We start from the raw sequence: 14,481 nt of genomic DNA, 5'->3' as shown, positions 1-14,481 counted from the left end.
TTTGACATCGCGCCAGCGATGGCCCGAAGGGCGCCTGCCAGGGATGGCAAGCGCAAAAAATCGCCCGGAGCGACATGACATCGCGCCAGCGATGGCCCAAAGGGCTGGCACCAGGAACGGTGACCGCAAAAGACGACGCCCCAGCATGGCCGGGGCGTCGCGTATCGGCCCGTGGAACCGGGATCAGCGCTTGGCCGACGCCACGTAGTCGCGCACATCATGCCCGGTGTAGATCTGGCGCGGACGGCCGATGCGCGCCCCGGGGGTTTCGTGCTGCTCGATCCAGTGCGAGATCCAGCCCGCGGTGCGGGCGATCGCGAACATCACGGTGAACATCTCGGTGGGAATGCCGAGCGCCTTGTAGATGATGCCGGAATAGAAATCCACGTTCGGGTACAGCTTGCGCTCGACGAAGTAGTCGTCCTTCAGCGCCGCCTCCTCCAGCTTCATCGCCACGTCCAGCAGCGGGTCGCTGACGCCCAGCTCGGCCAGCACCTTGTGACACATCTCGCGGATGATCTTCGCGCGCGGGTCGAAGTTCTTGTAAACGCGGTGGCCGAAGCCCATCAGGCGGAAGCTGTCGTTCTTGTCCTTGGCGCGCTTCACTGCCGACTCGACGTTGTCCGGCGTGCCGATCTCCTGCAGCTGCTTGAGCACCGCCTCGTTGGCGCCGCCGTGCGCGGGGCCCCACAGCGCGGTGATGCCCGCGGCCACCGAGGCGTACGGGTTGGCGCCGGTGGAACCGACCAGGCGCACGGTCGAGGTGGAGGCATTCTGCTCGTGGTCGGCGTGCAGGATGAACAGCAGGTCCAGCGCCTTCGCCGCCACCGGGCTCATCTGCAGCGGCTCGCTCGGCACCTCGAACATCATGTGCAGGAAGCGGTCGACGTACTCGAGGTTGTTGCGCGGATAGCGGAACGGCCAGCCGATCGAGTAGCGGTAGCAGGCCGCGGCGATCGTCGGCATCTTCGCGATCAGGCGGATCGCGGCAAGCTTGCGGTCGGCCGGATTCTCGACGTCGAGATCGTCGTGGTAGAACGCCGACAACGAGGCCACCGCGGCAGCCAGCATCGCCATCGGATGCGCGTCGTGATGGAAGCCCTGGAAGAAGTTCTTCAGCGACTCGTGCATCATCGTGTGATGCGAGACGTCATGCTCGAACGTGGCGAACTCGTCCTTCTTCGGCAGCTCGCCGTTGAGCAGCAGGTAGGCCACTTCGAGGAAGCTCGACTTCTCGGCCAGTTGCTCGATCGGGTAGCCGCGATACAGCAGCACGCCCTTGTCGCCGTCGATATAGGTGATCGCGCTCTTGGTGCTGGCGGTGCTGCCGTAGCCCACGTCGTAGGTGAAGTGGCCGGTGTCCTTGTACAGCGTGCTGATGTCGATGCAGGCCGGACCAAGGGTTCCGGCGACCAGCGGCATGGTGCTGCTGCGCTGAGTCGACTCGTCCACCAGCTTGACAGTCTTGGGATCGGACACGGGAACCTCCTTAGCGTGGGTCGTCGCCGACCGGAGCCGCGAGGCAGCAGGCTGGCGAGGGGAAACGGGCATCGTGCCGGGGAAAGCCTCGATGCGATCCAAGCATTATCGCACATCGACCGGTCGGACATGCGTTCGCGGATGGTCGTAGGGCGGACTCAAAAATCGCCTGGAGCGACTTTTGACATCGCGCCAGCGACGGCCCGAAGGGCACCGGCCAAGAATGATGGGCGCAAAAAATCGCACGGAGCGATTTTGACATTGCGCAGCGATGGCCCGAGGGGTGCCTGCCAAGGATGACGGGCGCAAAAAATCGTATGGAGCGATTTTTGACATCGCGCAGCGATGGCCCGAAGGGCGCCTGCCAGGGATGGCGGGCGCAAAAACACACGGGGCAGGCCCCTGGCCTGCCCCGTGCACGGGTCCATCGTGCCGCCGCAGCGCGGCGGCGGCGTGCGCTTATTTCTGCGCGTAACGCTTGCGGAACTTGTCCACGCGGCCGCCGACGTCCAGCGTCTTCTGCTTGCCGGTGTAGAACGGGTGCGAATGGCTGGAGATATCCACCTTGATCAGCGGGTACTCGTTGCCATCCTGCCACTTGATGGTGTCTTTGGCGGTGATCGTCGAACGCGTCAGGAACGCGAAGTCGGACGACAGATCCTGGAACACCACCGGGCGGTAATTCGGATGGATATCGGGCTTCATGACGGGCTCAATGCAACGTGAAAAGAGGATAAGTGTAGCGGGCGATGCGGCGATGCGTCAACCGCGGACACCGATGCGCGTCATGCCGCTCCCAGCGCCTTGCGCACCATCGCCGCGAACCGGGCCTGGTCCACCTCCAGCACGATGCGCGCCTGCGCGGGCCGGCCCAGCCGGTTCGCCCAGTCCACCACGGTGGCGCCACGGGCGAGACGGCCGTCCAGCTCCACCGCCACCGCACGGGTCTCGCTGCGGATCACGATGGTGGGATCGATCGCCACCGCCATCGCCAGCGCGTCCGCCGCGACCACGCCGTGACGGTCGTGCTTCGCGTTGTAGTCGCGCGCGGTGCGGAACACCTGGCCGAAGAACTCCGCCCGCCGGTCGCCTGCCGCCAGCCAGGCATCGAATTCGGCGTCATCGAAACCGTGGCGCAGGGTGGCCTCCCAATCGACCAGGTCGAAACTGGGAAACGCCTCGAACACCACGTGCGCGGCCTCGGGGTCGAAACCCACGTTGAATTCGGCCGGGATGCGGCCGGTGTTGCCGTGCCCGGTCACCGCGCCACCCATCACCACCAGGCGCTTCACCCGCTGCGGCAGCGTGGGGTCGAGCCGCAACGCCAGCGCGAGGTTGGTCAGCGGCGCCAACGCCACCAGGGTCAGTTCGCCGGGACGCTCGCGGGTGAGCCGGAGCAGCGCCAGTGCGGCAGCCTCGGTATCGGCCACCGCGCCCGGCTCGGGGAAACCGATGTCGCCGAGGCCGTCCATGCCGTGCACGAAGGCGGCATCCTCGTCGGGTGCGCGCACCAGCGGCGTGGCGCAGCCGGCAAATACCGGAAACGCGGCACCCAGCAGGTCGCGCAAGATGCGCGCATTGCGCACGGTGTGGCCCAGACCCACGTTGCCGGCGGCCACGCTCAGGGCCGCAATATCGGCATGCGCGCTGGCCATCATGATGGCCAGCGCGTCATCCACGCCGGGGTCGGTGTCGATCAGGAGTTGCGGTCTGCTCATGGGTGTCTGTTCGGGATGCGAACAGTCGAGCTTAACGCAGGACGCGACCCGCGCGCTCACGCGCGCGCATAGCGCGCCGCGCCACCGATCCAGCGCGCGATCAGGCGATCCGACTCGCGCGGGTGCTCGGCCAGCAGACGCTCACCCACCTGCTGCACGGCGGGCAGCAGGTGGGCGTCGCGCGAAAGGTCGGCGATGCGGAAGCTGAGCTGGCCGGTCTGGCGGGTGCCCAGCACCTCGCCGGGCCCGCGCAGCTCCAGATCTTTTTCGGCAATGCGGAAACCGTCATTCGTCTCGCGCATCACTTCCAGCCGCTCGCGCGCGAGCTGGCCCAGCGGCGGCTGGTACAGCAGCACGCAATTCGACGCCACCGCGCCGCGCCCCACGCGCCCACGCAACTGGTGCAGCTGGGCCAGCCCGAGGCGCTCCGAATTCTCGATCACCATCAAGCTGGCATTGGGCACGTCCACACCCACCTCGATCACCGTGGTGGCGACCAGCACGGCCAGCTCGCCGGCCTTGAACGCGTCCATCACCGCCTGCTTTTCCTTCGGCTTCAGGCGACCGTGGATCAGGCCCACCCTGCAATCGGCGAGCGCGGCGGAAAGCTCCGCATGCGCCACTTCGGCGGCCTGCGCACGCAACTGCTCGGACTCCTCGATCAACGTGCATACCCAGTAGGCCTGGCGTCCCTCGGCGCAAGCCACGCGGATACGCTCGATCACCTCGGCTCGGCGCGCATTGGACACCGCCACCGTCTGCACCGGCATGCGTCCGGGCGGCAGCTCGTCGATAGCGGAGACGTCGAGGTCGGCATAGGCGCTCATTGCCAGCGTGCGCGGAATCGGCGTGGCGGTGAGCACCAGCTGGTGTGGCACCTCGCCGCGCTCCGCGTCCATGCCCTTGTCGTGCAGCGCCAGGCGCTGCTGCACGCCGAAGCGATGCTGCTCGTCCACGATCACCAGACCCAGCCGCGCGAAGCCCACGTCTTCCTGCATCAGCGCATGGGTGCCCACCGTGACCGGCGCCCCCTCGGCCACGCGACGCATCGCCGCCTGCCGTGCCTTGCCCTGCTGCTTGCCGGCCAGCCATTCCACTCCCACACCCAAGGGTGCCAGCCAGTGGCGGAAGTTGCGCAGGTGCTGCTCGGCAAGCAGTTCGGTGGGTGCCATCAGCGCCACCTGATAACCCGATTCCACAGCGGCCAGCGCAGCCAGCGCGGCGACCACGGTCTTGCCCGAACCCACGTCACCTTGCACCAGGCGCAGCATCGGTTTCGCCTCGGCGAGATCGCGCCGCACCTCCTCGTCCACGCGTCGCTGCGCGGCGGTGAGCGAGAACGGCAGCGATCCGATCAGCTGCCGCCGCAGCGTGCCGACGACGGCAAGCTGCGGCGACTTGCGCCGTTGCATCGCCGCGCGCATCCGCTTCAGGCTGAGATGCTGGGTAAGCAGTTCCTCGAAGGCCAGTCGCTGCTGTGCGGGATGCCGGCCATGCAGCAGCAGATCCAGCCGCGCATCGGGTGCAGGCCGGTGCACGGTGAGCAGCGCCTCGCGCAAGGAGGCGAGGCCGTGCGCCGCGCACAGATCGGGAGGGATCAACTCCAGCGCCGGCTCCGGCGGCAGCAGCGCCAATGCCTTGGCGATCACGCCTGCCAACCGTTTCTGACCCAGCCCTTCGGTGGTCGGATAGACCGGACTCAACCGGTCCTCCACCATCACCGCCTCGCCGGCACCGAGCCGGCGATACTGCGGATGCACCATCTCCAGGCCTTGCGCCGCCTGGCGCACCTCACCGAAGCACAGCAGGCGCGTGCCCGGCACGAGCTGTTCGGCCTGCGCGCGGTTGAAATGGAAGAAGCGCAGCTGCAGGCCCTGCCGCGAGTCGTCGGCGACCGCCACCTTCAGCTGCGGGCGATAGCGGAAGCCGCGCTCGACCGCCTCGACCGTGCCCACCACCTGCGCGCTCTGGCCGGGACGCAGGTCAGCGATCGCGGTGACGCGGGTGCGATCCTCGTAGCGCAGCGGCAGGTGGAACCACAGGTCCTGCACGCGCTCCAGGCCCAGCTTCTGCAGCATGGCCTGCAGTGCCGGGCCCACGCCCGGCAGCACGGCCACGGGCTGCATACCCGCATCGCTGGCAGCAGCGGCGACGCTCATCGCCAGACGGAACGGATCAGCCCAGCACCATGACCGCGTCGACTTCCACCTGCGCGCCCTTGGGCAGCGCCGAGACTTCGATGGTGGAACGCGCGGGGTACGGCTGCTGGAAGTATTCGGCCATCACCGCGTTCACCGCGGCGAAGTTCGCCAGGTCGGTGACGTAGATGCCCACGCGCACCACCTGTGCCAGCGAACCGCCGGCCGCCTGCGCCACCGCCACGAGGTTGTCGAACACACGCCGCGTCTGTGCGCCGATATCACCATCGACCAGGTTGCCGGTGGCGGGATCTAGCGGGATCTGTCCGGAGAAGTACACGGTGTCGCCGGCACGCACGGCCTGCGAATACGGACCGATCGCGGCAGGTGCCTGGGCGACGGCAATGATCTGGCGGGACGACATGGCGGAAACCTCGCAGCTGTGTTCAGGCCCGCCAGTCTAAACGAGCAGGCCTCTTTGCCGCAGTCTCTCAGAACACCACGGCATCGTGCGTGGCAAGCTCGACGGTGACGCCCGGGCATGCCAGGCCGCCAATGGAGCGATTGGTATGCGCCACGATCTGTTCGCCACTGATCGCCACGTCCCCGAAGCTGGCATCGGCCGTGGTGTGTGCATCGCTGGCCAGCACGATGGAATAGCCTTCGGTCACCGCGCGCTGCACCGTGGCACGGATGCAGTAATCGCTCTGCGCGCCGGCGATCACCAACCGCTTCGCATCGAGGCCATCGAGCACATCGTGCAACGACGTGCCGACAAAGGCGTCGCAGCAGGTCTTGCGGATCATCGCTTCGCCCGGCGCCGGCACGAGGCCCGGCATGAGTTGCCATGCTGCACTGCCGTGTGGCATTTCCGCTTCTTCATGCTGCACCCATACCACCGGCACGCCTTGATGGCGCGCCCGCGTCACGAGCGCTCCCGCACGGGCGACCACACCGGCAACATCGAAGCACCCCTCCAGCACGCCGGGCTGCAGGTCAATAATCAGCACGGCAGTGGCGGAATGCGTCACGGTTTTCGGATCACAGCGGATAGCGATAGACGCCGCTCACCACGCCGGTGCGGCGCACGCGGCGGATCACGTCGGCGAGGTGCTTGCGGTTCTTCACCTCGATGGCGAACAGCAGGGTGGCGGCGGCGAGGTCGCGCTCGGCGTATTCCACGTTGTCGATGTTGGAATCGGCCGCCGCGATCGCCGCGGCGATGGTGGCAAGCACGCCGGGGCGGTTGATCACCTCGATGCGCAGCTCGGCGCGATAGTCGCCCTGCACGTCGTGGTCCCACTCGATCGCCACGCAGCGTTCGGGCGACTTGCGCAGTTCGACCACGTTCGGGCATTCCTCGCGATGCACCACGATGCCCTTGCCCGGCGACAGGTAGCCGATGATCGCGTCGCCCGGCAACGGGTGGCAGCAGTTGGCGAAACTGAGCACGCCGCGCTCGGCGCCGGTGATGCGGATCTTCTCGTGCACCGGGCTGGTGCCCGGCGCAATGTCGTCGGACTGGCCGTCGCGCAGCGCCAGCAGATGGCGCGCCACCACGTCGGGCATGCGGTTGCCCAGCGCGATCTCGGCCAGGAGTTCCTCCAGCCGCTTCAGCCTGGCCTCGTGCAGGAAGCGGTCCAGCACCTCGGACGGGATCGCATCGAGGCTGCTGCCGCGCGCGTCCAGCGCGCGGTCGAGCATGCGATGGCCGAAGTCCACCGCATCTTCGTGCTGCAGGTGCTTCAGGTACTGGCGGATCGCGGTGCGCGCCTTGCCGGTGACCACCGATTCCAGCCACGCCGGATTCGGCACCGCCGACGGCGCGGTGATGATCTCCACCAGCTGGCCGGATTCCAGCCGCGTGCGCAGCGGCAGCAGCTTCTTGTCCACGCGCGCGGCCACCGCGTGGTCGCCCACGTCGGTGTGCACGGCATAGGCGAAGTCCAGCGCGGTGGCGTTGCGCGGCAACGACAGGATGTCGCCGCGCGGAGTGAACAGGTAGACCTCGTCGGGGAACAGGTCGATCTTGACGTTCTCGATGAACTCGGCGGAGGACGCGGTGTTGATCTGGTTGTCGGCCAGCGTCGACAGCCACTCGCGCGCCCGCGCCTGCGCGCTGTTCGCGGGGCCGGAGTCGGTCTTGTAGGCCCAGTGCGCGGCCACGCCGCGCTCGGCCACCGAATCCATCTCGGCGGTGCGGATCTGCACCTCGATCGGCGCGCCGAACGGGCCCAGCAGCACGGTGTGCAGCGACTGGTAGCCGTTCGCCTTGGGGATCGCGATGAAGTCCTTGAAGCGCCGGTCTACCGGCTTGTACAGGCCGTGCACCACGCCCAGCGCCATGTAGCAGTTCATCGCGCTCTCGACCACCACGCGGAAGCCGTACACGTCCATCAGCTGGGTGAAGCTCTTGTGCTCGCTGTGCATCTTCGAATAGATGCTCCACGGCGACTTGATGCGTCCCACCACGCGCGCCGGCAGGTGCTCGGCGTTCAGCCGCTGCGACAGCGCGGTCTCGATCCGGCCCATCGCCTCGCGGCGGTTGCCCAGCGCGGCGCGGATGCGCTCGCTGATGACGCGGTAGCGGTCCGGATGCAGCGCGCGGAAGCCGAGGTCCTGCAGCTCGGCCTTGATCTTGTTCATGCCCAGGCGCTGGGCGATCGGCGCGTAGATCTCCAGCGTCTCGCGCGCGATGCGGCGGCGCGAGGGCGCGTCCTTCGCGCCCAGCGTGCGCATGTTGTGCAAGCGGTCGGCCAGCTTGATCAGGATCACGCGCAGGTCGCGCGCCATCGCCAGCAGCATCTTGCGGAAGCTTTCCGCATCGGCCTCCTGGCGGCTGCCGAAGCGCATCTTGTCCAGCTTGGTGACGCCGTCGACCAGTTCGGCCACGGTCTCGCCGAACTCGCCGGCCAGCGCGCTGCGGCTGAGCGCGGTGTCTTCCAGAGTGTCGTGCAGGATCGCCGCGATGATGGTCTCGGCATCCATGCCCAGTTCGGCGAGGATGCCGGCCACGGCGACCGGATGGGTGATGTACGGCTCGCCGCTCTTGCGGGTCTGGCCTTCGTGCGCCTGCGCACCGACCTGGAATGCGCGCAGCACGCGCTCGAGTTGCGGTGCCGGCAGATAGCCGAGCTGGTCCTTCAGCGCCAGCACGTAGGGCGGCAGCGCGACGGGATCGATGGCAACGGGCGTGCCGGCGGCGGTCATGGCTGGACCCGCCGACGGTAGCGCGCCGGCGACGGTGTCAGGGAGCTTGGCGGAACGCGGCCGGCCGTGCGTGCGAGTGCATCGGCCGCCCCGATGCGATGCATGCGCGGTCTACAGCCGCCCTCCATCAATCGTCGCCGACCTTGGACAGGTCGTCGTCCACCTCGGCGGCGGCCCATTCCAGCGCCTCGCGCTCGGCGCGCTCGCGCTCGGCCTTGTCGATCTCGTCGATGGTGGCCTGGTCGATGCGGCGACCGGCGATCTCGCGCAGCGCCAGCACGGAGGGCTTGTCGTTATCGGGGTTGACCGCCGGTTCGGCACCCTTGGCGAGCTGACGGGCGCGCTTGGTCGCCATCAACACCAGCTCGAATCGGTTGTCGACCACCTCGAGGCAGTCCTCCACGGTAATGCGTGCCATGCCAAATCCTCAGGGAAATAGAGACTTATACAGGTTGCCAGTGTAGAGCAGCGGGCGCTGGCCTGGCAATGCGAGCCGCGCGTACCATGGGCGGTTTCGCCAGCGGCACGCGAAAGCGGAGCGAAACGCGTGCAGGATATAAAACCAGACAGTACACTATTAAGGCTGCAGCGCCTCCAGCCACGTCCCCACTCTGGCCGCGACCCCATGCCGATGTTTCCGCCGCTTCGATCCCTCCTGCCGCGCCGCGGTCTGGCCCTGCTCGCCGCGGTGCTGCTGGCGGGTTGCGCCATCGCGCCGCCGCGCACCGACGACCCGCTGCAGAAGGTCAACCGCAAGGTCTACGCGTTCAACGATACCCTGGACAAGGCGGTGCTGCGTCCCGCCGCCGTGGGTTATCGCAAGGTGACCACGCCGGGCATGCGGCGCTCGGTGAACAACTTCTTCACCAACATCGAGCTGCCGGTCACGGTGGCCAACAACCTGTTGCAGGCGCGACCCTCACAGGCGCTGGGCAACACCGGACGCTTCTTCATCAATCTCACCATCGGCGTGGGGGGCCTGTTCGACCCTGCCACCAAAATGGGCTTGCCGCTGCAAACCACGGACTTCGGCATCACCCTCGCGCGCTGGGGCGTGCCCGATGGCGACTTCGTGATGCTGCCCCTGCTCGGCCCGAGCACGGTGCGCGACATGTGGCGCTACCCGGTGGACGGCTACTTCTTCGATCCGCTGAGCCTGATCGCGCAAAACCACGGCTTCAACTTCGGCGAGTACTACCTGCCGCAGGTGCTGTACGTGATATCGATGCGCTCGCAGCTGATCGATGCGGAAGGCTTCCTGCAGACGGCCTACGACCCCTACGCCTTCCTGCGCGACGCCTATCGCCAGCGCCGGCTGTACATGCTGTACGACGGCAACCCGCCGGCCGAGGTGATCGAGAAGATGCAGGGTGTCGACCAGCCCGGCTTCGACCCCGACGAGCTGCTCGAGCAGCAGAAGCAATGGGAGCAGCAGCACGCCACGTCGAAGCCGGCGCCGGCAAAGGATTGAGGCGCCCGCGTTACGCACACGAAAACGGGGCCATTGGCCCCGTTTTCGTGTGCGTGTCCATGCCTGCCGCTTCAGGCTGCCAGCAACAAGGCCTCCACGCCGCTGACCCGGGCCAGTGTGCGCAGCCCGTCCGGCACATGCTGCAGGCTCACGGTCTGGCCGCGTTCGCCCGCCGCGGCCAGTACGGCAAGCACGCAGGCCAGCCCGGCGCTGTCGCAGGAACGCACTCCGGCAAGATCGATCCGCGCGCGACCGCCTGCCCGCAATGCCTCGTTCAAGACACGCAATGCTTCAGTCGCAGTGGCGAAGCCCAGCGTGCCGGACACGGCCAGCGTGCCCGGTTCACTACGGTCCAGCCGGAAGCCGCTTTCAGCCGCCATTGGCCTTGCCGCCCTGTTCCATCTCCTTCAGCGCCTGATCGCCCTGGCTCTGCAGGTTCTTGATCAATTGATCGAGGCCCACCTTGCGGATCTCCGCGTCGACCTGGTTGCGGTAGTTGGTGATGTAGGAAATGCCTTCGATGATCACGTCGTAGGCCTTCCATTCGCCGCTGGCGGTCTTGCGGAACGCGAAGTCCACCGACACGGTCTTGCCGTCGCCGGTGGCCACCTGGGTGCGCACCACCGTGCGCTTGTCGTTGAGGTCGCCGGCGGACGGCAGCACCTTCACCGCGCCGTTGGTGTAGTCGAGCAGACCTTCGGCGTAGCGGCGGGTGATCGAGTTGTAGAACGCCTTGGCAAACTGCGCGCGCTGCTCGGGCGAGGCTTCCCGCGCATGCTGGCCAAGCACCAGGATCGCCGCGTAGTCCACGTCGAAGTGCGGCAGGAATACCTGGTTGATGATGCCGATCAGCTTCTCGCGGTTCTTCTGCAGCTCGGCCTTGTGCCCGGCCACGTCGGCGTCGAGCTGCCTGGCGATGCCTTGCACCACCTGGTCCGGGGTCTGCTGGGTGGCGGGCTGCTGGGCCGCAGACTGCTGGGCCATGGCCGGCGCGACGAGCGCGCCACCGAAGGCCAGGGCGATGGCGAGAGCCAGATGACGCATCATGCGGAAACTCCTGTGCAAACTGTGCGGGACGCCGGCTTCAGTGCTTGCCGGCGGGGGTGGTGGACGAGCCGGAATCCTTCTTGTTGTTGTCGTTGCTACCGGAACCGTTGACCAGGAACTTGCCGATCAGGTCTTCCAGCTGCATCGCCGACTGGGTCAGGATCATCTCGTCGCCGTTCTTCAGCATGTCCGGCGAACCGCCGGGCTGGATCGCAACGTACTGGCTGCCGATCAAACCGCTGGTGAACACCGCAGCGGAGGAATCGTCAGGGATCTGGTTGTACTTGTTGTCGATCGCCAGCGTCACCAGCGCGTCCAGCTTGGCCGGGTCGGCCTGCACCGAAGCCACCTGGCCGATCGCCACGCCCGCCATCTTCACCGGCGCGCCCGCCGACAGCGTGCCCACGTTGCTGAAGCGCGCGGTCACCTGGTAGGTGCCGCCGATGTTGTCGGCCGCGCCGCCGGCACCGAAGAACTTGCCCAGCATCTCCTCCAGCGGCTCGCTGGATCGGGTCAATGCCAGCTTGCCGCCGTCGGCGACGTACTTCTTCGCGTGGCCGTACTCGATGCCCACGTACTGGTCGCCGAGCAGGCCGCTGGTGAATACGGTCGCCACCGAATCGGCGGGTATAGTGTCGTAGCGCCTGTCGATCGACAGCTTCACGTCAGCCACCGACTTGCCCGACTCCAGCGCGATCGACTGCACCTGGCCCACGCGCACGCCGGCGATCTTCACCGGAGCACGCTCCTTCAGCTGGCCGATGTTCTCGAACTGCGCGTCGACGGTGTAGCTGGCGCCCTGGTGGCGGTTCGCCACCGAGCTGGTCTGAGTGGCGAGATAGGCCAGCGCGGCAAAGCCGAGCACGATGAACAGGCCGGTGCCGACGGCATAGGATTTTCTCTGGCTCACGGCGACATCCTCGAAGGTTTTCTGGAATCTCGAAAATCCGCCTTCCTGGCGGCTTTTCGAGTCGCCAAGCCCGGCGCATGTCCGGGCTTGGCTCCGCGATCAAGCACTCACGTGCTTGATCGCGGGCGGCACATCCATGTGCCGCGGGCACTACGATGCTTCCACGCGTCGTCATGGCGTCACATCAGGAACGCGGTCAGCACGAAGTCCAGCGCCAGGATGGCGATGGACGAGGCGACCACGGTGCGGGTGGTGGCGTAGGCCACGCCCTCGCTGGTGGGTGGCGCGGTATAGCCCTGGAACACCGCGATCAGCGCCACCACGGCGCCGAACGCCAGGCTCTTCCAGATCACGCCGCTGACGATGTCCTGCCACACGTCGACAGTGGCGGTCATGTTCGACCAGAACGTGCCGTTGTCGATGCCCAGCCAACTCACGCCGACCAGGTGGCCGCCGAAGATGCCCAGCGCGCAGAACACGCAGCACAGCAGCGGCATCGCGATCAGCCCGGCCAGGAAGCGCGGCGCCGCCACGTAGGCCAGCGGATCGACCGCCATCAGCTCCATCGCGGCGATCTGGTCGGTGGCGCGCATCAGGCCGATCTCGGCGGTGATCGCGGTGCCGGCGCGGCCGGCGAACAGCAGCGCGGTGACCACCGGGCCGAGTTCGCGGTAGATCGAGATCGCCACCACCGTGCCGGTGGCCGCGGTGCCGCCGAAGATCGACAGCACGTGGTAGAGCTGCAGCGCCAGCACCATGCCCACGAACAGGCCGCAGACCATGATGATGGTGAGGCTCATCGCGCCCACGAACCACAGCTGGCGCACCGTCTCGCGCGCATGGCGCAGGCTGCGCGGGACCGCCGCGAGGATCTGCAGCAGGAACAGCCCGCAATCGCCGATCTGGCCCAGCGCCTGGGTCACCACGTTGTCGCGCCCGATGCGTGCGTTCATGCGCCACCCCGCGGGAAACCCAGCGCCTCGGCGTAGTCGCCGGCCGGATACTGGAACGGCACCGGACCGTCCGCCTCGCCGCCGAAGAACTGTCGCGTCCACGGCGAACCGTCGTCCGCGATGGTGCGCGGATCGCCCTGCGCCACCACCTTGCCGTTCGCGATGAGGTAGATGCGGTCGGCGACCTGCTTGATCGCCTCCAGCTCGTGCGCTACCAGCACGCTGGTGATGCCCAGCGTCTCGTTGAGCGTGCGGATCAGCTTCAGCACCTGGTTCAGCGCGATCGGATCCAGGCCCACGAAGGGCTCGTCGTAGAGGATCAGCATCGGGTCGAACACGATCGCGCGCGCCAGTGCCACGCGCCGCGCCATGCCGCCGGACAGCTCGCTGGGCATCAGCTGCGCCGCGCCGCGCAGGCCCACCGCCTGCAGCTTGGTCAGCACCAGGTTGCGGATCAGCACTTCCGGCAACCTGGTGTGCTGGCGCAGCGGGAAGGCCACGTTCTCGAACACGTCAAAATCGGTGAGCAGGGCCGAGTTCTGGAACAGGTAGCCGATCTTCTCGCGCAGCGCGTACAGCGCTTCGCGGCCCAGTTCCGGCACGTTCTGCCCGTCCACGCGGACCTCGCCCGCATCGCCGCGCATCTGCCCGGTGATGTGCTTGAGCAGGGTGGTCTTGCCGGTGCCGCTGGGCCCCATGATCGCGGTGACCTTGCCGCGCGGGATGTCCAGATCCAGCGCGTCGAAGACCTTCTTGCCGTTGAGCACCGTGGTGAGGCCGCGGATGCGGATCAGCGTGTCGTCGGAGGGGACTGCGGCATTCATAGACGGGCTACGTTAGCGGAGCGTTGGAAGGCAGCCAAGCCGGGGAGCATTCCGGGCACGGTGTGGCGTTCAGGCCAGCAGCTCGGCGATCAAGGCTTCGTGCCGGCGGCATTGCAGCGAACTGCGCAGGCGCACCGCGCGCACGATGGCCTGCAACTCGTCCAGCGCTGCCTCGAAACGGTCGTTGACGATGATGTAGTCGAACTCGTGGGCATGGGCGATCTCGCCCCGTGAATTGGCGAGGCGCCGCTCGATCACCTCCGGCGCATCCGAGCCGCGGCCGCGCAGGCGGCGCTCCAGCTCGACACGCGACGGCGGCAGGATGAACACGCTCACGCAGTCGGGCTTGCTCGCGCGGATCTGCTGCGTGCCCTGCCAGTCGATCTCCAGCAGCACGTCGCGCCCCTGCGCCAGCAACGTGCCGACCTTGTCGCGCGAGGTGCCATACAGGTTGCCATGAACCTCGGCGTGCTCGAGAAAGATGCCCTCGGCGATCTCGCGTTCGAATTCCGCCCGCTCCACGAAGTAGTAATGCCGCCCGTACTGCTCGCCCGGTCGCGGCGGCCGCGTGGTGTGCGACACCGACAGCGAGATCGCCGGCTCGCGCTCCAGCAGCGCGTTGACCAGGGTGGACTTGCCAGCGCCCGAGGGCGCGGCGACCACGAACAGCGTGCCTGCTTCAATACTCATAGAGCTGCGCAGCGCGTTCGCCCCCTCTCCCTTCTGGGGAG

At 67.4% G+C, this 14,481-nt stretch carries 15 protein-coding genes; 1 reads left to right on the top strand and 14 read right to left on the bottom strand.

Annotated elements, in window-relative coordinates:
- Nucleotides 1-183: 183 nt before the first annotated feature.
- The 8 genes from ABQJ54_RS17225 to rpoZ form a co-directional block, all read right to left on the bottom strand.
- Nucleotides 184-1,479, bottom strand: a complete 1,296-nt coding sequence (locus ABQJ54_RS17225) for a citrate synthase (protein WP_367855552.1) — start codon at nt 1,477-1,479, stop codon at nt 184-186.
- 459 nt (nt 1,480-1,938) lie between these two features.
- Nucleotides 1,939-2,184 (bottom strand): type B 50S ribosomal protein L31, encoded by a 246-nt coding sequence (locus tag ABQJ54_RS17220; RefSeq protein WP_367855551.1) that lies wholly within the window; start codon nt 2,182-2,184, stop codon nt 1,939-1,941.
- An 80-nt stretch (nt 2,185-2,264) separates the two neighbouring features.
- A complete protein-coding gene (locus ABQJ54_RS17215) occupies nt 2,265-3,197 on the bottom strand; it encodes a nucleoside hydrolase (protein WP_367855550.1) in 933 nt (310 codons plus the stop codon).
- Between the two features lie 56 nt (nt 3,198-3,253).
- Nucleotides 3,254-5,356 carry an ATP-dependent DNA helicase RecG gene (recG, locus tag ABQJ54_RS17210; RefSeq protein ID WP_367855549.1) on the bottom strand — a complete coding sequence of 701 codons (2,103 nt, stop codon included), beginning with the start codon at nt 5,354-5,356 and terminating at the stop codon, nt 3,254-3,256.
- Nucleotides 5,357-5,372: 16 nt separating this feature from the next.
- A complete protein-coding gene (locus ABQJ54_RS17205) occupies nt 5,373-5,759 on the bottom strand; it encodes a RidA family protein (RefSeq protein WP_367855548.1) in 387 nt (128 codons plus the stop codon).
- 67 nt (nt 5,760-5,826) lie between these two features.
- Entirely contained in the window at nt 5,827-6,366 is a 540-nt protein-coding gene (locus tag ABQJ54_RS17200; RefSeq protein ID WP_367855547.1) for an isochorismatase family protein, read from the bottom strand.
- Nucleotides 6,367-6,376: 10 nt separating this feature from the next.
- Nucleotides 6,377-8,545, bottom strand: coding sequence for a RelA/SpoT family protein (locus ABQJ54_RS17195; protein ID WP_367855546.1), 2,169 nt, complete (start codon nt 8,543-8,545; stop codon nt 6,377-6,379).
- Nucleotides 8,546-8,672: 127 nt separating this feature from the next.
- The gene (gene rpoZ / locus ABQJ54_RS17190) at nt 8,673-8,963 is read right to left on the bottom strand and encodes a DNA-directed RNA polymerase subunit omega (protein ID WP_077484992.1); all 291 of its coding nucleotides are present in this window, start codon (nt 8,961-8,963) and stop codon (nt 8,673-8,675) included.
- A gap of 213 nt (nt 8,964-9,176) precedes the next feature.
- Here rpoZ and ABQJ54_RS17185 point away from each other — a divergent pair, with 213 nt between their 5' ends.
- Nucleotides 9,177-10,016: an MlaA family lipoprotein gene (locus tag ABQJ54_RS17185; RefSeq protein WP_367855678.1), complete on the top strand. Its 840-nt coding sequence runs from the start codon at nt 9,177-9,179 to the stop codon at nt 10,014-10,016.
- 71 nt (nt 10,017-10,087) lie between these two features.
- Here ABQJ54_RS17185 and ABQJ54_RS17180 read toward each other — a convergent pair whose 3' ends face one another.
- The 6 genes from ABQJ54_RS17180 to gmk form a co-directional block, all read right to left on the bottom strand.
- A complete protein-coding gene (locus ABQJ54_RS17180) occupies nt 10,088-10,396 on the bottom strand; it encodes an STAS domain-containing protein (RefSeq protein WP_367855545.1) in 309 nt (102 codons plus the stop codon).
- Nucleotides 10,386-11,063: an MlaC/ttg2D family ABC transporter substrate-binding protein gene (locus ABQJ54_RS17175; RefSeq protein ID WP_367855544.1), complete on the bottom strand. Its 678-nt coding sequence runs from the start codon at nt 11,061-11,063 to the stop codon at nt 10,386-10,388. Before ABQJ54_RS17175 ends, ABQJ54_RS17180 begins: the two co-directional genes overlap by 11 nt.
- A gap of 37 nt (nt 11,064-11,100) precedes the next feature.
- Nucleotides 11,101-11,973 (bottom strand): outer membrane lipid asymmetry maintenance protein MlaD, encoded by an 873-nt coding sequence (gene mlaD, locus ABQJ54_RS17170; protein WP_367855543.1) that lies wholly within the window; start codon nt 11,971-11,973, stop codon nt 11,101-11,103.
- A gap of 179 nt (nt 11,974-12,152) precedes the next feature.
- Nucleotides 12,153-12,926, bottom strand: coding sequence for a lipid asymmetry maintenance ABC transporter permease subunit MlaE (mlaE, locus tag ABQJ54_RS17165; RefSeq protein WP_367855542.1), 774 nt, complete (start codon nt 12,924-12,926; stop codon nt 12,153-12,155).
- Entirely contained in the window at nt 12,923-13,750 is an 828-nt protein-coding gene (locus ABQJ54_RS17160; RefSeq protein WP_367855541.1) for an ABC transporter ATP-binding protein, read from the bottom strand. Before ABQJ54_RS17160 ends, mlaE begins: the two co-directional genes overlap by 4 nt.
- A 69-nt stretch (nt 13,751-13,819) precedes the next feature.
- Nucleotides 13,820-14,440 (bottom strand): guanylate kinase, encoded by a 621-nt coding sequence (gene gmk / locus ABQJ54_RS17155; protein WP_367855540.1) that lies wholly within the window; start codon nt 14,438-14,440, stop codon nt 13,820-13,822.
- Between the last annotated feature and the right edge of the window lie 41 nt (nt 14,441-14,481).

Origin of the sequence: Rhodanobacter lycopersici, assembly GCF_040812335.1 — a bacterium.
Taxonomy (GTDB): Bacteria; Pseudomonadota; Gammaproteobacteria; order Xanthomonadales; family Rhodanobacteraceae; genus Rhodanobacter_A; species Rhodanobacter_A lycopersici.
Note: the sequence above shows the minus strand (reverse complement) of the source record. Positions and strands in the feature narration are given on the sequence as shown.